Origin of the sequence: Gymnodinialimonas sp. 57CJ19 (assembly GCF_038396845.1) — a bacterium.
Taxonomy (GTDB): domain Bacteria; phylum Pseudomonadota; class Alphaproteobacteria; order Rhodobacterales; family Rhodobacteraceae; genus Gymnodinialimonas.
In genome coordinates this window covers 2,905,435-2,929,979 of record NZ_CP151587.1, presented here as the reverse complement: position 1 = coordinate 2,929,979, position 24,545 = coordinate 2,905,435, and the positions used below count along the sequence as shown (strand labels likewise).

Sequence of the window (24,545 nt, the reverse complement as noted above, 5' to 3'; positions counted from 1 at the left end):
GGATATGGCCGAGTTGAAGAACATCGAGGTGCGCGGCGCGCGCGAACACAACCTCAAGAACATCGACCTTGATATTCCCCGCGACAAGCTCGTGGTGATTACAGGTCTGTCGGGCTCGGGCAAATCCTCCATCGCGTTTGACACGATCTACGCCGAGGGTCAGCGCCGCTACGTTGAATCGCTGTCCGCTTATGCACGCCAATTCCTTGATATGATGGAGAAACCCGACGTCGATCACATCAGCGGCCTGAGCCCCGCAATTTCGATCGAGCAAAAGACGACCTCCAAGAACCCCCGTTCCACCGTGGGCACCGTCACCGAAATCTACGACTATCTGCGCCTGCTTTTTGCGCGCGCGGGCACGCCCTTCAGCCCCGCCACCGGCCTGCCGATCGAGGCGCAACAGGTGCAGGATATGGTCGACCGCGTCATGGCGATGGAGGAAGGCACACGCGCCTATTTGCTCGCCCCCATAGTGCGCGACCGCAAAGGCGAATATCGCAAGGAATTCCTAGAACTACGCAAGCAAGGTTTCCAAAGGGTTAAAGTCGACGGCGCCTTCTACGAATTGGACGAGCCGCCGACCCTCGACAAGAAATTCCGCCACGACATTGATGTTGTCGTGGACCGGATCGTGGTGCGCGAAGGTACGGAAACACGGTTGGCCGACAGCTTTCGCACCGCGCTGGATCTGGCCGACGGCATCGCGGTGCTGGAACTGGCACAGCGAAGCGGCGAGGACCAGGCGCCCCAAGAGGGCGACAGGGAGGAGCCGCAGCGGTTCACCTTCAGCGAGAAATTCGCCTGTCCCGTCAGCGGATTCACCATCCCCGAGATCGAGCCGCGCTTGTTCTCGTTTAACGCGCCGTTTGGCGCCTGCCCGTCGTGCGACGGCTTGGGGATGGAGCTGTTTTTCGACGAGGGTCTGATGGTACCCGACAAGGCCCTGTCCCTTGAAGATGGCGCTATCGCCCCGTGGCGTAAGGGAAAATCCCCCTATTTCGTGCAAACGATCGAAGCTATCGCCAAGCATTACGGCTTTGCGCCGAAGACAAAATGGAAAGACCTGGACCCGAAGATCCAGCAGGTTTTCCTGCGCGGATCGGGGGAGGAGGAAATCCAATTCCGCTACGACGAAGGCGGACGCGTTTACCAGGTTGAGCGCACCTTTGAAGGCGTCATCCCCAATATGGAGCGCCGCTATCGCGAAACCGATAGCGCGTGGATCAGGGAAGAATTTGAGCGGTTCCAGAACAACCGCCCCTGCGGCGACTGCGGCGGCTATCGTCTGCGCCCTGAAGCGCTGGCGGTAAAGATCGCGGGCCTCCACGTGGGCCAGGTGGTGCAAATGTCGATTTCCGAGGCCTTCGCATGGTGCGAAACCGTGCCCGAAAGCCTGACGAAGCAGAAAAACGAGGTTGCCCGCGCGATCTTGAAGGAAATCCGTGAGCGTTTGGGGTTTCTTAACAATGTGGGGCTTCAATACCTTACGCTATCGCGCAACGCGGGCACTTTGTCGGGCGGTGAAGCGCAGCGTATTCGGCTGGCGTCGCAGATCGGCTCGGGCCTGACGGGGGTGTTGTACGTGCTGGATGAACCCTCGATCGGGTTGCATCAGCGTGATAACGACCGGCTGCTGACGACGCTGAAGAACCTGCGCGATCAGGGCAATACGGTGATCGTGGTGGAGCATGACGAAGAGGCGATCCGCGAGGCGGATTACGTCTTCGATATCGGCCCGGGTGCGGGGGTGCATGGCGGGCAGGTGGTGGGTGAAGGCACGCCCGACGACCTGATTGCCAACCCCAACTCGATCACTGGGGATTATCTGGCAGGACGGCGCGAGATCGCGATTCCGGCCAAGCGGCGCAAGGGCAACAAGAAGAAGCTGACGGTGGTGAAGGCCACGGGCAACAACCTGCAGAATGTCACGGCGGATTACCCGCTGGGGCAGTTCGTGTGCGTCACGGGCGTGTCGGGGGGCGGCAAGTCCACGCTGACAATCGAGACGTTGTTCAAGACGGCGTCGATGAAGCTGAACGGAGCGCGGCAGACGCCGGCGCCGTGTGAGACGATCAAGGGGTTGGAGCATCTGGACAAGGTGATCGACATCGACCAGCGCGCCATCGGACGCACACCACGGTCCAACCCCGCGACATACACCGGCGCCTTCACGCCGATCCGGGATTGGTTTGCGGGGCTGCCCGAGTCCAAGGCGCGGGGCTACAGGCCGGGACGGTTCAGTTTCAACGTGAAGGGCGGCCGGTGCGAGGCCTGTCAGGGTGACGGGCTGATCAAGATCGAGATGCACTTCCTGCCAGACGTCTACGTGGAGTGCGAGACCTGCCGGGGCCAGCGCTACAACCGCGAGACGTTGGAGGTGCAGTTCAAGGGCAAGTCCATCGCCGATGTGCTGAACATGACGGTGGAGGACGCGCAGGAGTTCTTCAAGGCGGTGCCCTCGATCCGCTCGAAGATGGACGCGCTGATGCGGGTGGGTCTGGGCTATATCAAGGTCGGCCAGCAGGCCACGACACTGTCGGGCGGTGAGGCGCAGCGGGTGAAGCTTTCCAAGGAACTGGCGAAGCAATCCACGGGACGCACGCTCTATATCCTCGACGAGCCGACGACGGGCCTGCACTTTGAAGACGTGCGTAAGCTGTTGGAAGTGCTGCATGAATTGGTGGATCAGGGGAATTCTGTCGTTGTCATTGAACATAACCTCGACGTGATCAAAACTGCCGACCACATCATCGACATTGGCCCCGAGGGTGGCGATGGCGGTGGGCAGATCGTGGCCAAGGGCACGCCGGAGCAGGTGGCGAAAGTGGCCGAAAGCCACACCGGGCGCTATCTCGGGCCGATGCTGGAGGCACGGCAGCACGCGGCGGAATAACTGCGCGGCAGCGGTCAGGTTAATAAAACCCCTGACCGCTGCGCATCATGCGCCAGCTTTGCATGAAGCTGGGGAAGAACAGCAGAATGAAGCCGAAGGCGAAATAGGCGGCGAACATCAGCGGTATCCACAGGATCGAGAAGATAACGCCCACGGCTCCGGTGATCTTGTTGGCAGTGACCGCGCGGACGTAGCGATGCAGCCAGGAATGCAGCAGCCGCCCGCCGTCTAACGGCAAGATTGGCAACAGGTTGAACAGCGCGAGGAACAGGTTGAGTTGTGCGAAAAAGCCCAAGTTACGGGTCAGCTCTGACGTGCCCTGAGGCGGGGTGATCAGGGTGCCGTTGATGTTGACAGGCGTAGGCTCGGCAATCGTGAGGGGGACGATCAGGGTGATGATTGCCCAAAGCGCGAGGTTCACAAGGGGGCCCGCGACGGCGATGAACTCGGTCTGGCGCGGGCTGACACGGGCGTGGTATTCACAAAACCCCCCGCCCCCAAAGAGCACGATGCGCGTAACGGGGATGCCTTGGGCCACGCATGCCGCCGCATGGCCCAGTTCATGGAGCAAGATCGCCACCACGATCATCGAAAAGCCCATGGCGGCGGCGGCGATGCCGCGATCCATGAAGAGCATCGCGAAGAGCACGGCGAGCAGCAGAAGGCTGATGTCGAACTGGATCGGGATGCGCCACGGGCCGCGCAGGGTGAAGACGATGGCATTGCCCATCAGCTGCGCACCATCAGCGCATCGAGGCCGTGGAAGTGATAGATATCAGCATATTGCGGCACGGCGGTCAGGGCCAGATCAGGGCAACGCTGGAAGAGGATCGGCAGGGCGATTTGCAGCTCTAGCCTGGCCAGAGGTGCGCCGACGCAGAAGTGCAGGCCCGCGCCGAAGGCTAATTGTGCGGGGCCAGAGCGATCGGGCAGGAAGGTATCGGGATCGGGGTAGACCTCTGGGTCACGGTTGGCCGCGCCGAGCAGGAGCGCCACTTGGTCGCCGCGCTGGAAGGTGTGGCCGTGAACCTCAACCTCCTCATAGGCGGTGCGGGTGAACATATGCAGCGGCGGGTCGATGCGCAGCAGTTCTTCGGTGAATTTGGCAGGGTCGGCAGGGGGGCGGTGGCCGTCTTCGAGGCAGAGTTTCATGCCGTTGCCGATGGAATGCACCGTCGCCTCGTGACCCGCGTTCAGGAGCAGGATGCAGGTGGTGATCAGCTCGTCGGTGGAGAGCTTCGCGCCGTCTTCCTCGGCGGCGATGAGCGCGGTGATCAGGTCGTCCTGTGGGTCGCGGCGCTTGCGCTCGACGTAGTCTCGCATGAAGGCCACGAACTCCTCCGTCGCCGCAACGGCGACGTCCTCGTCGGCGCGGGTGCGGCCCGCCTGGTACATCATCACCATGGCGTTGGACCAGCGCAGCAGGTCTGGGGCCATATCCTCGGGCACGCCAAGGAGGCGGGCGATGATGGTGACGGGAAGGGGCCGGGCGAAGGTTTCAAGCAGGTCGTGGTTTTCGGGGAAGCGGTCGATCAGGTCGTGGGTCAGCTGGGTGATCTCGGGCGCCAGTTCCTTGATCCGGTGGTTGGTGAAGGCACGCAGCACGAGGCCGCGCAGGCGGGTGTGGCGGGGCGGCTCCAGCTCCAGCATGGAGTGGGCTTCGACGTTGTAGAACGGTTTGAGGTGGTCCGGCACGGGGAGCGCATCCACAGGCTCACGGCCGAAGCGGCGGTCGCGCAGGATGGCATTGGTGGCCGCGTGGGTTGTGGTGCAAGGCATGGCGTAATCGTGCCAGTGGAACAGGGGGCCATGGGCACGGGCGCCGGCGTAGAACGGGTAGGGGTTCTGCACGAAGGCGGGGTCGGTCGGGGATTGGTGAAGTGTGATCATGGGACTGTTTAAAGTGATCGACGCCCCGCTTGGTAGGGGGCGTCGTGCAGTTTTTCGATATTTAAGAAAAGGTGAAGGGCCTAGTCGGCGCCGCGCACCGGGATGGCAGCGTTTGCCGTGGGGTTGAAGAGGCGTTGGATCAGGAAGATCACCACCGCGGTTGCGATGCCGGCGATGTCGGTGGTCCAGCCGCCTGCGATCAGCAGGAGGGCGGCGAGGATCAGGCCCACCCGTAGGAACCACACGGGGCGATTGCCCACGAACCAGCCCTGGATGCCCGATGTCAGCAGGAAGATGCCCAGGATTGCCGTGATGCCTGCGCGCAGGAGGTTATACCAGGCGGGGGCCTGGTGGATCATTTCACCGGCTTGTTCGACGATGGGGCCCTGCATCAGGAGGTTGCCGTTGTAGAAGAACATGAACGGCACGATGAAGGCGGCGATGCCGATCTTGAAGCTGGCGACGCTTGTTTCCATCGGGTTGGCGCCAGAGATGCCAGCGGCAGCATATGAGGCCAGGGCCACGGGCGGCGTGATGGCGGAGACCACGGCGAAGTAGAAGACGAAGAAATGTGCCGTCAGTTGCGGGATGCCGAGGGACACGAGGCCCGGCGCCACAACGCTTGCGGCCACCGCGTAGGCCGCCGTGGTGGGCATGCCCATGCCCAGAAGGATCGCGATGCACATGGCGAAGAACAGCGCCAGAAGTTGGCTGACGCCTGCCAGGTCCAGAAGGACCGAGGAAAAGCGCGCGCCAACGCCGGTAAGGGAGATGACGCCAACGATGATGCCTGCACAGGCGCAAACGGCGATGATCTGGATCGACATGACGCCTGCGATCTCGAGCCCGCGCAGCATGCCTTTCATGCCGAGGCCAAGGGTGCTGTCGGGGTTCGCCACTTCCTGCACCGAGATGTAGAGGAAGCTGGCCACAATGATCAGGCCGGTTATCAGCGCGAGGTTCGTCATCAGTGCGCTTTGATCAGCCCCCGGTGCCGGGGCGGGGGTGACGATCCAGACGACGGTGAGGATGATCGTCATTGCCGAGATGGCGAGCACGAAGAGGCGTTGCAAGGACCAGGCGCCGCGCGGCAAGAAGTGCTCGGGCGCGGCCCAAGAGACGACGACGGCGGCAACTGTGGCGAGTGTGCCTGCTCGGATCACCGAATAGCCCATGAAGAGCGCCGCAATCAGGATGACGATCGGCAGGAACAGGAAGACCTTCTTGGCCATTTCGCGGAACTTTGGCAGCTCGTCTTCACGCATTCCGCGCATGCCGAGTTTGGCGGCCTCAAAATCCACCATGAAGTAGATGGAGGCGAAGTACAGCACGGCGGGGATCAGCGCCGCGATGGCGATGTCCTGATAGGGGATGCCGGTGATCTCGGCCATGATGAAGGCGCCCGCGCCCATGATCGGGGGCATGATCTGCCCACCGGTGGAGGCGGCTGCTTCCACGGCGCCGGCGGTTTTCTTGTGGTAGCCGACTTTCTTCATCAGCGGGATCGTCAGTGAGCCGGTGGCCACCACGTTGCCCGCCGATGTGCCGTTGATCATGCCCATCAGGCCCGAGGCGAAGATTGCCACTTTCGCAGGCCCCCCACGGGCACGGCCCGCGGCAGCGAAGGCGAAGTTGACGAAGTAATCGCCCACTTTGGAGGCCTGGAGGAAGGCGGCAAAGATGATGAACAAGATGATGTAGGTCGACGACACGGCTGTGGTTGGCCCAAGGATGCCTGCGTCGGTGTAAACGAAGCCGAAGAAGCGCTGCCAGTCATAGGGGTTTTGCACCGCAAGGATGCCGGGCAAAAGATGTGCCGTGAAGGTGTAGACGAGGAAGACCCCGGTGATGATGACGAGGGCCAGACCCGCGACGCGGCGGGTCAGCTCCAGGATCATCGCGGCGCCTGCGGTGGCCGCGAAAGCCACTCCGATGGGCACGAAGGAGGTGCCGACAGCGTTACGCGCAGCGGTGGAATAGATCGGGATCAGGTAGAGCGCGACGACCACGGCGCAGAGCGCCAGCACGATGTCGGAGGCGGCGAAAGAGCCGCGGCCCTGACGCTCGAACCAGCCAAGCACGATGGCACCGCCGGTGGCGACCAGCAGGGGCAGGCCGAAGTGGAAGACTTCGGCATTGTAAATATCGGTGCCGGGGAAGGCGGCCCAAGTGGTCAGCCCGCCCATCTGCGGCAGCTCTCCGCCGTTGATTTGGGCGATGAAGCCCAGGACGGTATAGGCGGCATAGAGCGCGGGAAGGGCGAAGAGTGCCGCGACCAGTGAGATCGCTCTTGTCGAGCGGTCCGACGCGACCTCTGCGCCGAAGGTATGGGCCGAGAACAGCAGGAACCCCAAGGCCAGGGCGCCCGCGATATGGGTGATGCGGAAGTTCCATGTTTCCATTGGGAACTGCGGCAGGAAGGGCAATTCAATCCCGGTCATCGCGGAAATGGACAGGCCGTTCAGGGCCGCCATGTGGAAGCCCGCATAGAGCACCGACAAGATCCCCACGATCAAGAACGCGCGGCCCTCGAACAAGCGGCGATTGCTTTCTACCGGCTCTTCATCCACGCCGTCGGCGATGATCGGGCCGTCTACTTGGTCTGTCGCTGCTTGGTCGGTCATGGGCTGTCCCTTGGGGCTATGGGATTGGGGGCTGCGGGATTGGCGGTCTGCGCTGCGGATGATCGCGCGCGAAGAAAAGACGTGGAGACGGACCGGACGCAAAGGCAATGCCTGCGCGGTGGTGCGCCGAGCAGGGGCACGGCGATCCGGTTCGGATGCGGCCGAGGTGGCCAGAGGTGTGTCGGAGTGGTCCGAAGCGCGGGGCGAGGGGGGAAGGGACAGGCCCATGAAAGGCCCGCCCCAAAACCGATTAGCCGCCGTGGATCATGTCCGCAGGGATATCAGCGCCTGCGTTCTCGGTGAACCAACGGGCCGCGCCGGGGTGCCAGTTCAGGACGTTGTTGCGGTCCCAGTTTTCTGGCAGGGTCGAGCGTGCCGCGCCGTGGATCGCCTGCATCCGCTCGTTGTCGGACATGACGATGTCGACGACGGCGTAAACGAAGCTTTCGGGCAGTTCACAGTTGGCGATGGCGAAGTTCCACATGGAAACCGACTGCGCATCTTCGGTGAGGGTCTCGTAGGTGCCCGCGGGGATCGTGAAGGGCGATACGGGGAACGCTTCCATGATCGTGGCTTGCTCTTCTTCGGTGAAGGCAATGAAGTTGATCTCCGTTTGCACTTCAAGCTGGCTCACGGCGGGGGTTGGAACGCCAGCTGCGAAGGCGATCACGTCCAGCAGCCCGTCCTGTACCTGACCGCCCAGGTCGGTCCAGTTGCCGTTGCGGCGGTCAAACTCGACGCCGAGGGTTTCCATCATGCGAGGGAAATAGGTGTCCGAAGTGGAGCCAGCGGGGCCAAAGCCGATGCGGGCGCCCGCCGGGATATCAGAGATGGACTCGATGCCGGAAGAGGCCAGAACGGTCACCGCGAAGGGCGTCTGATACATGGGGAACATCGCGCAGGCGCCGGTCATTTGCAGGCCGGGGGCGATGGGGTTGGTGCCTTGCAGCGATTCAGCGGCCGGACCCATGGTGGTCATGCCGAACTGTGCCTCGCCGGTGTGTACCAGGGCCATGTTCTGCATTGGGCCGCCGGTGATCTCGGAGCCGCCGGAAATGCCCAGCTCGTCCGCCACAAGGTTGGCCCAACCGGAGCCATAGGCGAAGTAGGTGCCGCCCTGACCGGCGGTGCCAAGGGTGAAGTTCTCGGGCCAACCGGTGCGATCAACATGGCCGTCCGCAAAGGCGGAGGTCGCAACGATAGCGGTGGACAGCGTCAATGCGCCGAGTTTTGTAAATGTCATGGTAGTCTCCCTAAGATACCTGCGACCGGGCTCCCGCCCCGATCGCTTGCACGTTTGGTGTGGGCAAACCCCCCCGGCAACAACCGTGCATTTACCGTGTTTGCGCTAAAAACGAGCGCCCCCTTGTCACTTTGGGTGGATTTCTACCCATTCCCGCCCTTCACTTGGGTGGAAATCCACCCATCAAGCGGGGTCAAATTCCTTGCAAGGAATTTACCAGAGCCTTGCAAGGCTCTGAGCAAAACCCTTTCAAGGGTTTTGGGCGTCTGGGGCGGGGCGGAAGTCAGACCGATCCAGGGCGTGTTTTTGCATCTTCTCGTAGAGCGCTTTGCGGCTGATCCCCAGCGCCTCATAGGTCGCTTTGATCGAGCCGTTTTGCGCGCTGAGTGTTGCCGCGATCAGGCTGCGTTCGTGGGCGGCCATTTGATCGGCCAGCCGACCGGTTCTGTTGGGGTCGCCTTGCAGGCCAAAGCCAAGCACCGCCCGTTCGGCTTCGTTGCGCAGCTCTCTGATATTGCCGGGCCACGCCTTGGTGGCCAGGTCTGCCAAGGCCTCAGGCGAGACTGGCGGGACCGGTCTGCTATGGCGGGTGGAAGCCTCCGCCATCAGGATCTGGAACAGGGGCGGGATGTCCTCGCGCCGCTCCGCCAGGGGTGGCATGCGCAGGGTCACCACGTTCAGCCGATACAGCAGGTCGTCGCGGAACGTGCCCTCGCTGGCGGCTTTGGCCAGATCCCGGCGCGACGCGGCCACGACCCTCAGGTCGAGCGCCACAGGTTCGTTCGAGCCAAGCGGCGTAATCGCCCGGTCTTGCAGCGCCGTCAGCAGCTTGCCTTGCAGGGCCAGCGGAATACTGTCGATCTGGTCAAGGAACAGCGTGCCCCCACGGGCGTGTTCAAACTTTCCGTAACGCTCCCGCGTGGCGCCGGCAAAGGCGCCGGGGGTGTGGCCGAAAAGCTCGCTTTCTATCATCGTGTCGGGCAGGGCGGCGCAGTTCACCGCCACGAAGGGCCGAGCGGCCCGGTCGGACGCTGCGTGCAACGCCCTTGCGGCCACTTCCTTTCCGGTGCCCGTCGCCCCCTCGATCAACGCATCGGCGTCGGTCTCGGCCACCGCTCTGAGCTGCGCGCGCAACTGGGCCATGGCGGTGGAGCGACCGTTCAACATTGCCGCGATCGGGTCAGTGCCCGCCGCGCCCGAGGATTGCGCCTTCAAGGCCCGCACCTCCATCGTCAAGCGCCGCTTGTCCAGCGCCCTTTGGATTGTCTCGACCAAGCGCGCGGGATCATAGGGCTTTTCCAGAAAATCATAGGCCCCCTGGCGCATGCTTTGGACCGCCAACCCCACGTCGCCGTGACCCGTGACCAAAATCACCGGCAGGTCCGGGTCGCGGTCCAACGCTTCGGCCATCAGGGCCGTGCCATCCATGCCCGGCATTCGAATGTCCGTCACGAGAATGCCCGGAAATTCCTTTGAGATATGTCCGAGGGCCTCTGCCGCCGTCGGGCAAAGGATCACGGGGATATCGGCCAGCGACAGGGTCTGCTCTCCGGCGAGGCGCAGATCGGGTTCGTCGTCAACAAATAGGACCGGAGCGTCGATCATTGCGCGGCACTCTCCTTGGGTTCAGGTGGCACAGCTTCTAGGGTCATCCGAAACACCGCGCCACCCTCTGGGTGGTTCTGGGCCGAAAGCCGCCCGCCAAAATCGCCAATGATATTGAAAGAGATCGACAGTCCAAGGCCAAGACCCTTCCCCGGCTCTTTGGTGGTGAAGAAGGGATCAAACGCCTGCTCCAATGCTTCTGCCGATAGGCCGGGCCCGATATCGCGCACGGAAATTTCGGGCCGCTGCCCGCCGGTCAGCGTGATTTCGATCCGAGGCGCATCGAGGTCGGCCATCGCATCCATCGCATTGCCCAATATGTTCACGACCACTTGTTGCAAGCGCACGCGGCCGCCGCGCACCCAGATTTCTTCCTCGGGTGGATGATAGACCACCTCTGCGCCCCTCAGGCGTGCGGCCATCAACTCCAACGCGTCGTGGATCACCGGCCTCAACGGTACGGGGCCGGTCTTCTCTCCGGGGCGACGGGCGAAGTTACGCAGGTGCTTGGAGATCGCAGCCATCCGGTCCGTGAGCCCGCTGATCCGCTCAATATTGCTACGGGCGTCTTCGGGGCGCTCCCGGTCCAGAAAGGCGCGGGCGTTTTCGGCGTAAGACTTTATCGCCGACAAAGGCTGGTTGAACTCATGGCTGAGCGCGGCCGACATCTGCCCCAAGGCCGCCAGTTTCCCCGCTTGCACCAACTCGGCCTGTGTCTTTCGCAACCGAACCTCCGTGGCGCGGCGTTCCTCAACCTCGGCCTTCAACGCGGTGGTGCGTTCGGCCACCCGCGCCTCCAGCAAGGTCGCGAGCGAGCGTTCTGCTGCCAACCGCTCGATCAACCGGGCGCGTCGGGCAAATATTGCCGCCGACACAAGGCCCACGATGACCGCCACCAAGACCAGCAACAAAACTGCCGTCCACGCCCTTTGGGTTGCCGGCCCCGTCGGCGTCAGGATCGACACGCGCCAGCTGGCCGCCGCCACCAATGCCGTCTGGCTGACAAAGCTTTCGCCCTCCACATTGGCCAATTCCAGACCGAACCCAAGGTCGGGATCAAGGGCGGAAAACGTCATCTCCAAAGGCGTCAGTAGCGCAATCGGATATTGCCGAGTGCGCGCGATTTCATCCATGACCCAATGGGCAATCAGCCCCGTCCTGCGAAAACGCCACGCCGCTCGATCCGATAGAAAAACCACACTGTTGACGTCACGCACCATGATGGAGGCATCAGAAGCGGCCCAAGTTTCCTCGAACTCATCAAGGCGGATCTTTACCACCACCACGCCGATGATGCGCGTATCCTCGATCACCGGAGAGGCAAAGTAATACCCCCGCTGTCCCGATGTGGTCCCCAAGCCGTGAAACCGCCCCAACCCGGCCCCCATCGCATCAATAAAATACGGGCGGTAGGCGAAGCTCTGGCCCACGAAGGAATGCTCGGTCCGATAGTTTGACGCCGCAATCGTGCGCCCTTCGGTGTCGAGCACATAGATATCCGACACATCCAGCGACAGGGCAGACTGTCGCAGCAGTTCGTTGGCAAAGGGGACGATCCCTTCGTTGTCAGGTTCCGCCAGAAGCTGCGGCAAAATCGGGCGGTCTGCAATCAGGGCGGGCAGGGCTTGCGTGCGCTCCAACGCGCCGCGCAGTACCTCGGTTGCCAGCCTTAGGGTCGCGGCATCCTCGGCCCCGGCCTGGCGCAGGTACAAACGCTCGATCCGGGGTTGTGCGGCGAGAATGACGCCGACAACGAGCAGGGTCAAAAACGCAACAATCCAGATCGCACGGCGGGGCCGGGTGGCGCGGGGGCGGCCCAGGTGCATTGCCTCGGTCGCAGGCCTTGATGCCAGCGCGGCAGTGGCGCGGGCAATCGGATCAAGGTCAGAGGCAGAGCGATGGCGCATGGCAATATCTATGGCAGGCGCCGTGCGGGCTGGCCAGAGGGCAGGGGAAACCGGACAAGCGTCGGCAATCACGGAACTTTCCCCGTATGAATTCCCAAACCCTTCATTGGAAAACACTGGCAGGACGTGCATATTCCCCAGGAAGGAGCCACCGCGCCACACCCCGCGGTCGCACGTTTGGAGGATACCTTAATGAAATTTACGTTTTCCGCCCTCGCCACCACAGCTATCGTGGGCCTGACCGCAGGGGCCGCCTCGGCGCAGGACCTGACCTGTGGCGGTTTCGGGGTTGATGGCCAATGGATGGGCGGCACGCCGGACGCATCCGATATTGCCACCGCTGACGGCCCGTTGACCTTGTCAGGTCTGCCGATTGCGCTGGAAGGCAACACGGTCGGCTATTTCTCTACCTCCGAGGCGATGGACGTGCGGGTCGAGGCGCAGCCAACCGATGGCGGCGATAGCGTGATCGAGCTGTACGACGAAGCGGGCGCATTGGTGGTAACTGACGATGACAGCGGCGGCGGTTGGGCGTCGCGCGCGGAAACGGCTTTGGCGCCGGGCAACTACTGCCTGACCACACGCGGCTATGCAGGCGGCGGTCTGACGACGGATATGCGGGTGGGTCGGCTTGAGCATGAGACGATCACCAACGGCCTGAATGGCGGCTTCTTTGGCGGCGGCACAGGCGGCTACTTCGTGGGCGTCGATGCCTGCACGTCGGAAACAGAGGCCACGGTTCTGGGCAATGGTCCCCTTGATGGCCAATTGTTCGAGGGCGGCGCTTCTGCGGTCAACACGATCACGGGCGTGCCTTACTACCGCTTCACCCTCGAGAGCCCGCAAGCGCTGTCGATCCGGGCCGAAAACCCCTCGGCTGATCCCTACATCTATTTCTTCGACGGCAACGGCACGCTTTTGGCCGAGAATGACGACTACCAATCGCTCAACAGCCGGATTGATTTCACCTCGCCTCTGGCTGCGGGCACCTATTGCATCGGCATGCGCGCGCTGTCGAACCCCAATATTCCGGTGACGGTTTCCGTGGTGGGCTATGACGCGGCCACGGCCTTGGCCGAGCTTTACGACACCGGCGAAGCCGCCCCTCCGATGGATGGATCGTACCCGATCACCGATCTGGGCGTGCTTCCGGGCCGCTCCGTGCGGGACGCCCAGATTGCGGGCCGTCAGGCGACTTGGTTCTCGTTCGAAGTGACGGAACAAGGCGCGGTCGTGATTGACGCGGTGGAAGTGACCGACAGCGACCCGGTCATCTTGCTGTTCAACGATCTGGGTCAGGAAATCGCCTATAACGATGACCATGGCGGAACGCTCAACAGCCAGATCACGGCACGGGTTCAGGCCGGGCGCTACCTGTTGGCCGTGCGGCAGTATTCCGAAAATTATCAGGGCATCATCCGCATCGCGACGGAACGCTACGTTCCTGCCGAGTAATTGGGCCTGCCGAGTAATCGGGACGACAAGATCGGGGCCGCCCGCGCAACCCTGCGGGCGGTCGCCTTTTTTTTGGCCGCTCAGGCTGCCGACAGCGCGGCGATGATGCCGCCAAAATCCGCCGCCTTCAGGGAGGCGCCCCCGACCAACGCGCCATCGACGTTGGACACGGCAAATATCTCGGCCGCGTTGCCGGGTTTGACAGAGCCCCCATAGAGCAGCGGGATATCTTGCGCCGCGCCGCCCCGGCGAGCTGCCAGTTCAGACCGGATATGATCATGAACCTCCGCAATTTGCTCCAACGTTGGCGTGCGCCCGGTGCCGATGGCCCAAACGGGCTCGTAGGCGACAACGATCTGCTCGGGCTTGGCGCCCGTGGGGATCGAGCCTGCCACCTGCGCCGCGACCACCTGCAAGGTAACGCCCGCGTCGCGTTCTGCCTCGGTCTCTCCGACACAGACGATGGCGATCAACCCTGCTTCAATCGCCGCGCCGACCTGCAAGGCCACATCCACGCTGCTTTCCCCGTGGTCCGCGCGCCGCTCGGAATGGCCTAGGATCACATGGCTCGCCCCCGCATCCGCCAGCATTCTGGCCGAGATGTCGCCGGTGTGCGCCCCCGTTTGCGCCGTGTGGCAGGTCTGCCCCCCCACATAGAGGTCCATCAACCCCGCCCGCGCCGCCATGGGCGCGATCAGCGTCGCCGGTGGGCACAGCAAAACCTCGCAGGTGGCCGCCTCTACGGCGCTCGCCAAGGCGTCAACCTCGCTCAAATCCGCCTCAACCCCGTTCATCTTCCAATTGCCAGCTGCCAATTTCCGTGCCATCGCCATCTCCAAAGTTATGTTGCCCATGTCGTGGCAGCCGCGGCGCAGAAGTCAACCCGACAGGAGGTCCCTGATGATCCCGCATATTGACGCCCAAGCCCTTGCCGCCGGTGATCCCGCTGCGCTGGCAGCGACCAAACAAGGCGCAGAAGAGGTGGGCTTCCTGACCCTCCACAATACCGCGCTAAGCGCTGCCGATGTGACCGAGACCATCGCCGCCTACCGCGCCTTCTTCAAAGGCAGCGCCGCGACCAAGCAAGCGGTGAACATGAATGTCACCGGCTCCAACCGGGGGTGGGGCGGGGCAGGGTCCGAGCAGGTCGATCCCAATGCCAATCCCGACTACAAAGAAGTCTTCGATTGCGGCGTTGAGTTGCCCAAGGACGATCCCTTCGCGCGCCTTCCGGTCTATGCGCCCAACCAATGGCCCTCCGCGCCGCCCGCGTTCCAAGCCACGGTCGAGCGCTACTTTATCAAAGCCCGCGCCGTTTCACTGGACCTGCTGCAAGGTATCTCTGCGGCCATCGGCGCCGACCCGCACTTCTTTGCCGACAAGTTCACCAAACCCATGGCGCTCTTGCGCGGCAACTACTACCCCGAGCGCCCCACCTGGGCCGGCAAGAAAGACTTCGGTATCGCCGCCCATACCGATTACGGATGCCTCACCCTTCTGGCCACCGACGGGCAACCGGGCCTCGAAGTGCAACTGCGCGACGGCACTTGGGTGCCGGTGCAAGCCGCGCCGGGCACCTTCATCATCAATTTCGGTGAAATGCTGGAGATGTGGACAGCCAACCTGCCCGAAGGCGGCCAAATCCGCGCCACGCCCCACCGCGTGATTGGCGGCGCCCAGGAACGCATCTCGATTCCCCTGTTCTTCAATCCTGCCTTTGACACAAACGTCTCCCCGATGGGCGCGGCCCCAATCACCGCAGGCGAACACCTGTCCAAACGCTACCAGGAAACCTACACCCACCTGCAAGACGCCTCCTGAGCCCGCCCCACACCCCCTCGCGCGGCCCCTCCTTCATCTTGGCTTTACAACTCCGGGGGTTTGGGGGCCGGCCCCCAATGAAGGGTGCGTTTGGGGGCTGGCCCCCAATGAAGGGTGCGTTTGGGGGCTGGCCCCCAATGAAGAGTGCGTTTGGGGGCTGGCCCCCAATGAAGAGTGCGTTTGGGGGCAGGCCCCCAATGAAGAGTGCGTTTGGGGGCAGGCCCCCAATGAAAGGTACGTGTTGGGGGACATCGGAAGCACGTTCAGGCGTGAACCCCACATATCACACCGAACCGCTACAGATACGCCAAAGCCCGCCGTGCCCATGCGACCGCTTCTTCCGGGTCGTCCAAAGCCGCCTCGGGCATGGTCCAATAGGGCATGGCTGTGGGCTTTCGCTTTGCCCCTTCGCGCTCGTAGGTCCAGCGGGTGCAGCCTTCGGCCTCCAACACGTCACGAAACGCGCCGGCCCCTTTCAGGTGCAGCTGTCCGTCGGACATCAACAGCGCGAAAATCGTGCCTTCATGGTAGATGCATAACCCGCCCATCATCTTGCGGGTGCTCAGCCCTCCGAGCCCGTCGAAAAGCTCCAGAGCGTGGGCGATCTCTTCGTCGGAAACGCTCATCGCGCACTCATGAAGACGCGTTCTCGGCCTGCAACTCGTCCATATCCTTGAACTTGATCGATTCACCGCAACCGCAAGCATCCGTCACATTCGGATTGCGGAACTGGAACGAGGCCTCCAGCAGCGACACTTCGTAATCAATCTCGGTGCCAAACAGGAACATCTGAGCCATCGGCGCGATCATCACGCGGGCGTCGTCTTGCTCCACCACTTCATCGAGCGGATCAATCTCGGACACGTATTCCATGGTGTATTCCATGCCCGCACAGCCGCCTTTCTTGACGCCAATACGCAACCCCTGCGTGCCACCTTGCTGCATCAGCTTGGCGATCTGCTTGGCGGCTTTATCCGTCATGGTGACGGCCTGTTTTCCGGGGATACCGAACATGGGCTTGGCTTTCCTGTGACTGCTTGACCTCTAATGTAGGCTCCAAGGGGCGCTTTCTCAAGCCTGAGTGGAGGACTCGGACATCAATGCATCATCGGCATTGCCAGAGCCATGGGCACCGCCACCGCCAACCCCCATGCGAGGCTGACCGCCGTGCCCAACAGCAGGCGGTACCTTGCGCCATTGTCGCGGCTCGCAAAGCTGATCCCGAGATAAAGCCCCTTCACCGCGACCACCGCGGTCAGAAGCAGGGGCCAGATCTGCCATCCGCCAATGAGCACGACACATAGCGCCGCCCGCTCGACCCAGCCCAACAAGACCCCGTGGCCCGATCCCGGCCCGCGCCCGGCCATCAGCATCGCCACGGCATATTGCCCCCCGCGCGCGGCGAAGACGACGCCGCCGATAATCATGTAATAAAGCGGGATATGAACCACCTCGACCTCTGCCAGGGGGCTCATCGGCCATATCTGCGGCGCCAACAGAGCGATCCCCGCGATCGAGGCGACGTGCAGCACCTGATCGGCCACATAGGCGCCCAAGCCTTCGGGCATCGCATAGGTCTTCACGATGTCGATCCATAGATGCAGCGCCGCGAGGGCCAGAAACCACGGATTCAGCGTCAGCGTGGTCAGGCACATCGTCCCCAGAACCAGCCCGATATGGGCGGCCATGGCGATGGGTCGCTTCTTGTTCACCACCATCCAAGTGGTTTGCAGCACGTAATCCGCGATCACATGGGCAAGAAATAATGCGGCAAATGTATAGGCTGCCATTTGGTGTGTATGATCCCGTTTCGCCGGGGCACAGGCTTGCGCCTACACCCCGATGACAGCGCAAGATACGCCGTCCCCTTCCAAAATATTCCCCTTCAGGAAGGATGGCAGGACCGCGCCGCGGGGACAAGCAAGGGAAACCGCTAGGGGACGTAAGGAAAGCCTGCCTTTACACCGGCGCAACCCGCGCCAAGGCAGGATGGCGGTGCTTACATGAAGCCCAGTTCAAGACGCGCTTCGTCGGACATCATGTCCATGCCCCAGGGCGGCTCCCAGGTGAGTTGCACGTCAACCTGCTTCACGCCGTCCAGCGGCTCGACCGCGTCGGCGACCCAGCCGGGCATCTCGCCCGCCACCGGACACCCCGGTGCGGTGAGGGACATGGTGATAGACACCTCGTTCTCGGCCCCGATGTCGATCGTGTAGATCAAGCCAAGGTCGAAAATATTCACTGGAATTTCAGGGTCATAAACAGAACGACACGCCTCCACGACGGTATCGTAGAGGGGGTGGTCGGTGGTCGAGGGCGCGATCAGCGGTGCGCCTTCCATTTGTGGTGTCTGTTCGGTCATGGTCATTCCCGGTTCATATCTGAGCAAAGATATAAGGATTGAGAGGGAGGCCGTAAAGGGAGGCAGGGCGCCGATCTCGTCCGAAAGTGCGTTCTCTTGGGGTCAGCGCTCTATCTCAGGGGCGGGCGAGGTCAGAAATCTGGCCAAAACGGTCAAGACGCGGCCCTCGGGTTGGCGGACGAGCCTTTGCCCGTGGGCCAGCCCTACGATGCGGTCGGCCAGTGGCTACATTGGCACGGGTGAACATGCCGTGCGGGGGGGGGTGTTTCGAGCCAACGCGCAGCGCGCAGCGCGGTGCAATGCAGACGCCCCTTTGCAATTCTCGCGCCGCGCCGCTATGGGCTGGCGGTATGACAAAACGCTTCTCTTTCAGCCTCAACGCGACCTCGGGCAAGGCCCGCACGGGCGTCATCTCCACCCCGCGCGGCGCCATTCGTACGCCCGCCTTCATGCCCGTGGGCACGGCGGCGACGGTAAAGGCGATGATGCCCGAAAGCGTGGCCGCCACGGGCGCGGATATCCTGTTGGGCAACACCTATCACCTGATGCTGCGGCCCACGGCGGAACGCATCGCCAACCTTGGCGGGCTGCACAGGTTCATGAACTGGGACAAGCCGATCCTGACGGATTCGGGCGGGTTTCAGGTGATGTCGCTGGCCGATCTGCGCAAGCTGACCGAGGAGGGCGTGACCTTCCGCAGCCATATCGACGGCTCCAAGCATTTGCTGTCGCCCGAACGCTCGATGGAAATTCAGAAGCTTCTGGGCAGCGATATCGTCATGTGCTTCGACGAATGCCCGGCGTTGCCTGCGGATCGCCGCGCGTTGGAGGAGTCCATGCGGCTTTCCATGCGGTGGGCCAAGCGCTCGAAAGAGGCGTTCGGCGACCGTCCCGGCTATGCGCTGTTCGGCATCCAGCAGGGCGGGCTGGAGGAAGACCTGCGCGAGGAATCGGCCAAGGCGCTGCGCGAGATCGAGTTCGATGGCTACGCCGTGGGCGGTTTGGCCGTGGGCGAGGGGCAGGAGGCCATGTTCGGCTGCCTCGATTTCGCGCCGGATCAGTTGCCTGTGAACAAGCCGCGCTACCTGATGGGCGTGGGCAAGCCGGATGATATCGTGGGCGCGGTCAAGCGCGGCATCGACATGATGGATTGCGTGCTGCCCTCCCGCTCCGGCCGGACCGGGCAGGCGTGGACCCGGCGCGGGCAGGTGAACATCAAGAACGCCCGCCACGCCGATGACCCGCGCCCGTTGGATGAAAACTGCACTTGCCCGGCCTGCGCCAATTACTCCCGTGCGTATCTTCACCACGTCTTCCGCGCGCAGGAGATGATTTCGGGCATGCTGCTGACATGGCACAATCTGCATTATTACCAACAGCTTATGGCTGAAATGCGCGACGCCATCGCCGCCGATGATTTCGCCGGGTTTGAGGCACGTTTCCACGCCGAGCGCGCGCAAGGCGATATCGCGGTTCTGTAAGGTGTCAGAGCCGCGGGTTTTCCGCAGCTACACAAGCCAATGGGCAAAATGCATAGTGACCTCCAATCACGATTGGAGCGGCCTATGACTGAACGCGTTGTCTTCAATGGAAAAATGAGCCTCGGCATCGCGCTGTTCGTCAGCGTGATCTTTGGCGGCATCGCAACCTTTGGGGTGATGATCCTCTACGTCGCCGCGCGTGAAGGGGTTTTTGACCTGTTTTTTGTCGCCATCGCGGTGGTTGTGGTGCTGTTGTTCTGGGCCGTGATTGGCGTGTTATGGAGCGCCCTTGGCGTCTGGCTCATCATTACGCCACAGTATGTCCGCACCGTGGGCGCGTTTGGCACTCACACCTACCCGGCAGAGGGCTTGCGGGCCGGCATTTTCGCCAAGCGCCTGTCCACCGGGCAGATCGGGAAAGCCAACTACAAGACCCATAAGGGTGAACAGCTATGGCTTCGCGCCGCGGGTCAGAAACCCCGGATGATTGCGCAAGGCTTGGCTGACGACGCCGGAATTCAACGTGTCATGCAGACCTTACAGGATCTCATCGGCATCCCCGTGCAGCGCTTGCATCCCGATGCCACGACACTGGTGATCAAACCGGATTTCGGTCCCTTCGACGAAACGCTTTCTTAACCGAATATCCCCAATATTTTGCGCTTTACCCAGCGCAAACCTCCAAATCTCGGTTGTGCCGCCCAAGTTGCGGGTGCACAGTATTTCCTAACTTTTGCACCGCGCGTTTGCTTGAAATTGCATCCTGCGCGCCCCACGTTAAGAAATCCTGAAGATGGAGGGGGCTAGGTTGCCGCGAAGCGGGGCCCGGACCCTCGGCCAAAGACCAAGGAAGTAGGCATTATGTCTGACCAAACGATCTATCCCGTCCTTCCCCTGCGCGACATCGTCGTGTTCCCGCACATGGTTGTGCCGCTCTTCGTGGGCCGCGAAAAATCCGTGCGTGCACTGGAGGAAGTGATGCAGGACGACAAGCAGATCCTGCTGTCGTCGCAGCGCGACCCGGCCGAGGATGATCCCGGCGCGGACGACATTTATGAAAACGGCGTGCTGGCCAATGTGTTGCAGCTGCTGAAACTGCCCGACGGCACCGTGAAGGTGCTGGTCGAAGGCCGCCGCCGTGTGCGCATCGACGAATTCACCAACACCGACCCATTCTTTGAGGCGATCGCCACGGAACTGTCGGAATCCACCGGTGATCTGGAGGCCATCGCGGCCCTGACCCGGTCCGTTGGGGAAGAATTCGAAAAATACGCCAAGGTGAAGAAAAACGTGCCGGAAGAGGCGCTTACCTCTGTCTCCGAGGCTCATGACCCGGCGAAGCTGGCGGACCTCGTGTCCGGTCATCTGGGCATCGAAGTGGATCAGAAGCAGGAGCTTCTGGAAACCCTGGAAGTCGCCGCCCGGCTGGAGAAGGTATATGGCCTGATGCAGGGCGAAATGTCTGTTTTGCAGGTCGAAAAGAAGATCAAGACCCGCGTGAAGTCGCAGATGGAGCGCACCCAGCGTGAGTATTATCTGAACGAACAGATGAAGGCGATCCAGCGCGAGTTGGGCGACGGCGAAGAGGGCGAAGGCGAAGTGGCCGAGCTGTCCGAGCGGATCGCCAACACCAAGCTGAGCAAAGAAGCGCGCGAGAAGGCGGACGCCGAGCTGAAGAAGCTCAAGAACATGTCGCCGATGAGCGCCGAGGCCACGGTTGTGCGCAACTACCTCGACTGGATGCTGTCGATCCCGTGGGGCGTAAAATCTCGCGTCAAGAAGGACTTGGCCAAGGCTGAAGCCATCCTGGACGACGATCACTATGGCTTGGAGAAGGTCAAGGAACGCATCGTTGAATATCTTGCGGTGCAGCAACGCTCCAAGAAGCTGAAGGGGCCGATCATGTGCCTTGTCGGCCCTCCGGGCGTGGGTAAGACCTCGCTTGGCAAGTCCGTGGCGAAAGCGACGGGGCGTGAGTTCATCCGGATCTCTTTGGGTGGGGTGCGTGACGAATCCGAGATCCGCGGTCACCGCCGGACCTACATCGGCTCCATGCCCGGCAAGATCATCCAGGCGCTCAAGAAGGCGAAAACGACGAACCCGCTGATCCTGCTCGATGAAATCGACAAGATGGGTCAGGATTTCCGGGGCGATCCGGCGTCGGCCATGTTGGAGGTCCTGGACCCTGAACAGAACGGCACCTTCGTCGATCACTATCTGGAGGTCGAATATGACCTGTCGAACGTGATGTTCCTGACCACGGCGAACTCCTACAACATGCCGGGTCCGCTTCTGGACCGGATGGAGATCATTCCGTTGGCGGGCTACACAGAGGATGAGAAGGCCGAAATCGCCAACCGTCACCTGATCGCCAAGCAGGTCAAGAACCACGGGCTGAAGGCCAATGAATTCACGCTGGAGCCCGAGGCCCTGCAAGAGATGATCCGCACCTACACCCGTGAAGCGGGCGTGCGGAACCTGGAGCGGGAAATCGGCAAACTGGCGCGGAAGGCCGTGACCAAGATCGTCCGCAAGAAGGTTGAGGAAGTCGTTGTAACCCCTGAGAATCTCGGCGAATTCCTTGGCGTGAAGAAGTATCGCTATGGCTTGGCGGAAGATGCCGATGCCATCGGCGTCGTCACGGGCCTTGCCTATACTTCCGTGGGCGGCGATCTGCTGCACATCGAGGCGTTGAAGCTGCCCGGCAAAGGGCGGATGAAGACGACGGGTAAGCTTGGCGATGTGATGAAGGAGTCCATCGACGCGGCGGCCAGCTACGTGCGCTCCATCGCGCCCGAGATCGGGGTGAAGCCGCCGAAGTTCGACCGCATGGACATCCACGTCCACGTGCCCGACGGCGCGACGCCCAAAGACGGGCCAAGCGCGGGTCTGGCGATGGTGACGTCCATCGTCTCGGTGCTTACTGGAATTCCGGTGAAGCGCGATATCGCGATGACGGGCGAGGTTTCCTTGCGCGGCAATGCGATGCCCATCGGCGGCTTGAAGGAAAAGCTATTGGCGGCTCTGCGTGGGGGGATCACGACTGTTCTCATCCCGCAGGAGAACGAGAAGGACCTGGTGGAGATCCCCGACAACGTGAAGGAAGGGCTCAACATCATCCCGGTCAAACATGTGTCCGAGGTTCTGGCCCATGCCCTGACCGAAGTACCTGAAGCGATCGAATGGGACGAGGCCGCAGAGGAAGCCGCCGCCGCCGCGGCTGCGATCGCACGCGGGGGCGAAGGGGCGACCGCGCACCACTAAGGTGGTGCCTGAGCGTCACACGCTAACGTGTTGAAACAAAAAGGCCCGCATCCGTAACTGGATGCGGGCCTTTTCATGCTCGGTGGGTGCGGCGGTGCCGTCCCTCGAAGCGAAATTAGTGGTGCGTTGCCAGAATGAACAAGATCAACGCGAAGGCAGGAACAAAGATGCCTTGGTTGGAAGACGCCGTGTCAACGACCACAACTTCCTGTGGAACCGCAGGCACATAGCCGCTGGCGTTGGCAGAGGTCGAGATTACGGCAACCGCAGCAGCGGCGATAAGAGCTTTTTTCATGGTATTCCCCCAAGGAATAAAAACAGACTGGATCACGCAACGTTGCAGCGTCGCGCTCGTCAAACATTTTGGCAGAAAATGGCCGACAGGAACAACGAAGCGCTAACTTTGCCCGAGGTGTGCGGTTTGAATTCGGCGTAAGTGGCTAAAAAGTCACGAAATACAGGCGTTCAACAGGGTTTTGTGACTTATCGACAACGCTAAAGGCGCATTCTTCCCCTACGTAAAGGGTGATTCGTTGATTTAAATTCAGAACTGCCCCCATGATTCGCCCGACCGATTGCCCTTATTCAGGAACTCAGTCGTGGAATATAAAATTAAACGCAGATCATTAATTGCAGGGGCTACGGCGGGCCTTTTCGCGCCGCTTGTCGCCCGCCCCAGTCACGGGCAGGGCTTGCCTCTAACCTTCGCCGGGCGCGGTCCGATCACCCGGGCCGAGGCCGCCACGGTGACCCGCATCCCCTCGGGTCAGCCCTTGGTGGCGATGACCTTTGACGATGGACCGCACCCTAGTTTGACACCGCTTTTGTTGGATATGCTGGCGGCACGCGGCATCCGGGCGACATTCTACGTGATTGGGCGAAACGCGGAACGCCACCCGCAGATCCTGCAACGGATGGTGGACGAGGGCCACGAGGTCGGCAACCACACCTGGTCCCACCCCAATCTGCACGGCTATTCCGATGCCGCTTTGCTGTCCCAGATAGACCGCACCAGTCGCGCGGTTTTTGACGCGGTGGGGCGGTCACCGGTCACGATGCGGCCCCCTTATGGCAATCTTTATGCGCGCCAAAGGCTGCTGCTGTACCATCAACGCGGGATGCCGACGATCTTATGGTCGGTCGATCCGTTGGATTGGCAGCGTCCCGGCTCTAGCATCGTGGCGCAGCGGATCGTGGGCAATTGCCACAGGGGCGCGGTGATCCTGGCCCACGACATCCATCGCGCCACGGTCAGGGCGATGCCGCAGGCCTTGGACGGCATCATCGGGCGCGGCTATCGGTTCGTCACCATGTCCGAGCTGATCGGCTGGCCCAGGTGGGATCGGCGCCGTTTCCGGTTGCTGGACGCGACCGCTTAACCTTTATTCATGGGGTAGGGTGGCCCAATGCCCCTTCTTCCGCTAAGCTGTTTCTAGAACAGAAACAATCTGCGCCGTGTCCAATGGGCCTGAGTGCAGAGGCAGCATGTGAGGCATACCCATGGCGACGAAAGCAACGCGCAAACGCAAATCCACCTCCGCAGGTCCGCGCCGATCAAGCGCGCTTGGCACCACGGCGGCGGCCAAAACCACGGCCCCCGCGTCGCCCGAACCCGCGACACCCGAAGTTGCGACACCCGAAGCTGGGGCCGCAGTCACGCCGCCCGCCCCTGAGGACGTAACCGCCGCCCCAAGCGGCTCTGCCGACGATGATCGCCTCAAGCGCCCCGACCTGATCGAGGCGGTGGCCAAGCGCGTGTCCCTGAAACGGTCCGAGGTGAAAATGGTCTTTGACGTGGTGCTTGATGAGATCGGCAAGGCGATGGACGCCTCCGATGAGGTCGTGGTGCCGCCTTTGGGTAAGTTGATGGTAAAAAAGCGCATGGAAAAGCCCAATGGCGACATGCTGACAGTCAAGCTCAAACGCGCCGCAGCAGACCCCGCCGCCGGCGACGTGGCCCCCCTTGCAGACGTGGATGAGGACAGCTAAAAGCCCGC

At 62.2% G+C, this 24,545-nt stretch carries 20 protein-coding genes; 8 read left to right on the top strand and 12 right to left on the bottom strand.

Annotated features, from left to right (window positions below; translation table 11 throughout):
• Nucleotides 1-4: 4 nt before the first annotated feature.
• Complete coding sequence (gene uvrA, locus AADW23_RS14375) at nucleotides 5-2,896, top strand: excinuclease ABC subunit UvrA (RefSeq protein ID WP_341861629.1); 2,892 nt, start codon at nucleotides 5-7, stop codon at nucleotides 2,894-2,896.
• A 19-nt stretch (nucleotides 2,897-2,915) separates the two neighbouring features.
• Here uvrA and AADW23_RS14370 read toward each other — a convergent pair whose 3' ends face one another.
• The 6 genes from AADW23_RS14370 to AADW23_RS14345 all read right to left on the bottom strand — a co-directional run bounded on the left by AADW23_RS14370 (nucleotide 2,916) and on the right by AADW23_RS14345 (nucleotide 12,165).
• On the bottom strand, nucleotides 2,916-3,626 hold the full coding sequence (locus tag AADW23_RS14370) for a site-2 protease family protein (protein ID WP_341861628.1): 711 nt from the start codon (nucleotides 3,624-3,626) through the stop codon (nucleotides 2,916-2,918).
• Nucleotides 3,626-4,786, bottom strand: coding sequence for a cytochrome P450 (locus AADW23_RS14365; RefSeq protein WP_341861627.1), 1,161 nt, complete (start codon nucleotides 4,784-4,786; stop codon nucleotides 3,626-3,628). The genes AADW23_RS14370 and AADW23_RS14365 overlap by 1 nt, the downstream gene beginning before the upstream one ends.
• An 80-nt stretch (nucleotides 4,787-4,866) precedes the next feature.
• Entirely contained in the window at nucleotides 4,867-7,410 is a 2,544-nt protein-coding gene (locus AADW23_RS14360) for a TRAP transporter fused permease subunit (protein ID WP_341861626.1), read from the bottom strand.
• A gap of 250 nt (nucleotides 7,411-7,660) precedes the next feature.
• On the bottom strand, nucleotides 7,661-8,653 hold the full coding sequence (locus AADW23_RS14355) for a TAXI family TRAP transporter solute-binding subunit (RefSeq protein ID WP_341861625.1): 993 nt from the start codon (nucleotides 8,651-8,653) through the stop codon (nucleotides 7,661-7,663).
• A 249-nt stretch (nucleotides 8,654-8,902) separates the two neighbouring features.
• Nucleotides 8,903-10,258 carry a sigma-54 dependent transcriptional regulator gene (locus AADW23_RS14350; RefSeq protein ID WP_341861624.1) on the bottom strand — a complete coding sequence of 452 codons (1,356 nt, stop codon included), beginning with the start codon at nucleotides 10,256-10,258 and terminating at the stop codon, nucleotides 8,903-8,905.
• Nucleotides 10,255-12,165: an ATP-binding protein gene (locus AADW23_RS14345; protein ID WP_341861623.1), complete on the bottom strand. Its 1,911-nt coding sequence runs from the start codon at nucleotides 12,163-12,165 to the stop codon at nucleotides 10,255-10,257. The genes AADW23_RS14350 and AADW23_RS14345 overlap by 4 nt, the downstream gene beginning before the upstream one ends.
• A gap of 192 nt (nucleotides 12,166-12,357) precedes the next feature.
• Here AADW23_RS14345 and AADW23_RS14340 point away from each other — a divergent pair, with 192 nt between their 5' ends.
• A complete protein-coding gene (locus AADW23_RS14340) occupies nucleotides 12,358-13,620 on the top strand; it encodes a DVUA0089 family protein (protein WP_341861622.1) in 1,263 nt (420 codons plus the stop codon).
• A gap of 80 nt (nucleotides 13,621-13,700) precedes the next feature.
• On the opposite strand, the gene tpiA is transcribed toward AADW23_RS14340, so the two are convergent.
• Nucleotides 13,701-14,447 carry a triose-phosphate isomerase gene (tpiA, locus tag AADW23_RS14335; protein ID WP_341861621.1) on the bottom strand — a complete coding sequence of 249 codons (747 nt, stop codon included), beginning with the start codon at nucleotides 14,445-14,447 and terminating at the stop codon, nucleotides 13,701-13,703.
• A 73-nt stretch (nucleotides 14,448-14,520) separates the two neighbouring features.
• Between tpiA and AADW23_RS14330 the strand changes: the two genes are divergently transcribed.
• Entirely contained in the window at nucleotides 14,521-15,441 is a 921-nt protein-coding gene (locus tag AADW23_RS14330; protein WP_341861620.1) for a 2-oxoglutarate and iron-dependent oxygenase domain-containing protein, read from the top strand.
• Between the two features lie 296 nt (nucleotides 15,442-15,737).
• Here the strand turns inward: AADW23_RS14330 and AADW23_RS14325 are convergent, their stop codons facing one another.
• The 4 genes from AADW23_RS14325 to AADW23_RS14310 all read right to left on the bottom strand — a co-directional run bounded on the left by AADW23_RS14325 (nucleotide 15,738) and on the right by AADW23_RS14310 (nucleotide 17,803).
• Nucleotides 15,738-16,067 (bottom strand): TfoX/Sxy family protein, encoded by a 330-nt coding sequence (locus tag AADW23_RS14325; protein WP_341861619.1) that lies wholly within the window; start codon nucleotides 16,065-16,067, stop codon nucleotides 15,738-15,740.
• Nucleotides 16,068-16,074: 7 nt separating this feature from the next.
• On the bottom strand, nucleotides 16,075-16,455 hold the full coding sequence (locus tag AADW23_RS14320; protein ID WP_341861618.1) for an iron-sulfur cluster assembly accessory protein: 381 nt from the start codon (nucleotides 16,453-16,455) through the stop codon (nucleotides 16,075-16,077).
• Between the two features lie 83 nt (nucleotides 16,456-16,538).
• Nucleotides 16,539-17,231 carry a DUF3307 domain-containing protein gene (locus tag AADW23_RS14315; protein WP_341861617.1) on the bottom strand — a complete coding sequence of 231 codons (693 nt, stop codon included), beginning with the start codon at nucleotides 17,229-17,231 and terminating at the stop codon, nucleotides 16,539-16,541.
• Between the two features lie 209 nt (nucleotides 17,232-17,440).
• A complete protein-coding gene (locus AADW23_RS14310; protein ID WP_341864335.1) occupies nucleotides 17,441-17,803 on the bottom strand; it encodes an SUF system Fe-S cluster assembly protein in 363 nt (120 codons plus the stop codon).
• A 350-nt stretch (nucleotides 17,804-18,153) separates the two neighbouring features.
• Between AADW23_RS14310 and tgt the strand changes: the two genes are divergently transcribed.
• The 3 genes from tgt (at nucleotide 18,154) to lon (ending at nucleotide 22,548) form a co-directional block, all read left to right on the top strand.
• The gene (tgt, locus tag AADW23_RS14305) at nucleotides 18,154-19,284 is read left to right on the top strand and encodes a tRNA guanosine(34) transglycosylase Tgt (protein ID WP_341861616.1); all 1,131 of its coding nucleotides are present in this window, start codon (nucleotides 18,154-18,156) and stop codon (nucleotides 19,282-19,284) included.
• An 84-nt stretch (nucleotides 19,285-19,368) separates the two neighbouring features.
• On the top strand, nucleotides 19,369-19,923 hold the full coding sequence (locus AADW23_RS14300; protein WP_341861615.1) for a hypothetical protein: 555 nt from the start codon (nucleotides 19,369-19,371) through the stop codon (nucleotides 19,921-19,923).
• Nucleotides 19,924-20,145: 222 nt separating this feature from the next.
• Nucleotides 20,146-22,548 (top strand): endopeptidase La, encoded by a 2,403-nt coding sequence (gene lon / locus AADW23_RS14295; protein WP_341861614.1) that lies wholly within the window; start codon nucleotides 20,146-20,148, stop codon nucleotides 22,546-22,548.
• Between the two features lie 115 nt (nucleotides 22,549-22,663).
• On the opposite strand, the gene AADW23_RS14290 is transcribed toward lon, so the two are convergent.
• Nucleotides 22,664-22,843, bottom strand: coding sequence for a hypothetical protein (locus AADW23_RS14290; RefSeq protein ID WP_341861613.1), 180 nt, complete (start codon nucleotides 22,841-22,843; stop codon nucleotides 22,664-22,666).
• A gap of 304 nt (nucleotides 22,844-23,147) precedes the next feature.
• On the opposite strand from AADW23_RS14290, the gene AADW23_RS14285 reads away from it, so the two are divergent.
• Together AADW23_RS14285 and AADW23_RS14280 are read left to right on the top strand one after the other, a co-directional pair.
• Complete coding sequence (locus tag AADW23_RS14285; protein ID WP_341861612.1) at nucleotides 23,148-23,927, top strand: polysaccharide deacetylase family protein; 780 nt, start codon at nucleotides 23,148-23,150, stop codon at nucleotides 23,925-23,927.
• Nucleotides 23,928-24,048: 121 nt separating this feature from the next.
• Nucleotides 24,049-24,537 carry an HU family DNA-binding protein gene (locus AADW23_RS14280; protein ID WP_341861611.1) on the top strand — a complete coding sequence of 163 codons (489 nt, stop codon included), beginning with the start codon at nucleotides 24,049-24,051 and terminating at the stop codon, nucleotides 24,535-24,537.
• The last annotated feature ends 8 nt before the right edge of the window (nucleotides 24,538-24,545 follow it).

Excerpts from the sequence above, each read along its gene's own strand:
- uvrA (WP_341861629.1), top strand. The coding sequence starts at position 5 with ATGGCCGAGTTGAAGAACATCGAGGTGCGCGGCGCGCGCGAACACAAC.
- AADW23_RS14370 (WP_341861628.1), bottom strand. The coding sequence starts at position 3,626 with ATGGGCAATGCCATCGTCTTCACCCTGCGCGGCCCGTGGCGCATCCCG.
- AADW23_RS14365 (WP_341861627.1), bottom strand. The coding sequence starts at position 4,786 with ATGATCACACTTCACCAATCCCCGACCGACCCCGCCTTCGTGCAGAAC.
- AADW23_RS14360 (WP_341861626.1), bottom strand. The coding sequence starts at position 7,410 with ATGACCGACCAAGCAGCGACAGACCAAGTAGACGGCCCGATCATCGCC.
- AADW23_RS14355 (WP_341861625.1), bottom strand. The coding sequence starts at position 8,653 with ATGACATTTACAAAACTCGGCGCATTGACGCTGTCCACCGCTATCGTT.
- AADW23_RS14350 (WP_341861624.1), bottom strand. The coding sequence starts at position 10,258 with ATGATCGACGCTCCGGTCCTATTTGTTGACGACGAACCCGATCTGCGC.
- AADW23_RS14345 (WP_341861623.1), bottom strand. The coding sequence starts at position 12,165 with ATGCGCCATCGCTCTGCCTCTGACCTTGATCCGATTGCCCGCGCCACT.
- AADW23_RS14340 (WP_341861622.1), top strand. The coding sequence starts at position 12,358 with ATGAAATTTACGTTTTCCGCCCTCGCCACCACAGCTATCGTGGGCCTG.
- tpiA (WP_341861621.1), bottom strand. The coding sequence starts at position 14,447 with ATGGCACGGAAATTGGCAGCTGGCAATTGGAAGATGAACGGGGTTGAG.
- AADW23_RS14330 (WP_341861620.1), top strand. The coding sequence starts at position 14,521 with ATGATCCCGCATATTGACGCCCAAGCCCTTGCCGCCGGTGATCCCGCT.
- AADW23_RS14325 (WP_341861619.1), bottom strand. The coding sequence starts at position 16,067 with ATGAGCGTTTCCGACGAAGAGATCGCCCACGCTCTGGAGCTTTTCGAC.
- AADW23_RS14320 (WP_341861618.1), bottom strand. The coding sequence starts at position 16,455 with ATGTTCGGTATCCCCGGAAAACAGGCCGTCACCATGACGGATAAAGCC.
- AADW23_RS14315 (WP_341861617.1), bottom strand. The coding sequence starts at position 17,231 with ATGGCAGCCTATACATTTGCCGCATTATTTCTTGCCCATGTGATCGCG.
- AADW23_RS14310 (WP_341864335.1), bottom strand. The coding sequence starts at position 17,803 with ATGACCGAACAGACACCACAAATGGAAGGCGCACCGCTGATCGCGCCC.
- tgt (WP_341861616.1), top strand. The coding sequence starts at position 18,154 with ATGACAAAACGCTTCTCTTTCAGCCTCAACGCGACCTCGGGCAAGGCC.
- AADW23_RS14300 (WP_341861615.1), top strand. The coding sequence starts at position 19,369 with ATGACTGAACGCGTTGTCTTCAATGGAAAAATGAGCCTCGGCATCGCG.
- lon (WP_341861614.1), top strand. The coding sequence starts at position 20,146 with ATGTCTGACCAAACGATCTATCCCGTCCTTCCCCTGCGCGACATCGTC.
- AADW23_RS14290 (WP_341861613.1), bottom strand. The coding sequence starts at position 22,843 with ATGAAAAAAGCTCTTATCGCCGCTGCTGCGGTTGCCGTAATCTCGACC.
- AADW23_RS14280 (WP_341861611.1), top strand. The coding sequence starts at position 24,049 with ATGGCGACGAAAGCAACGCGCAAACGCAAATCCACCTCCGCAGGTCCG.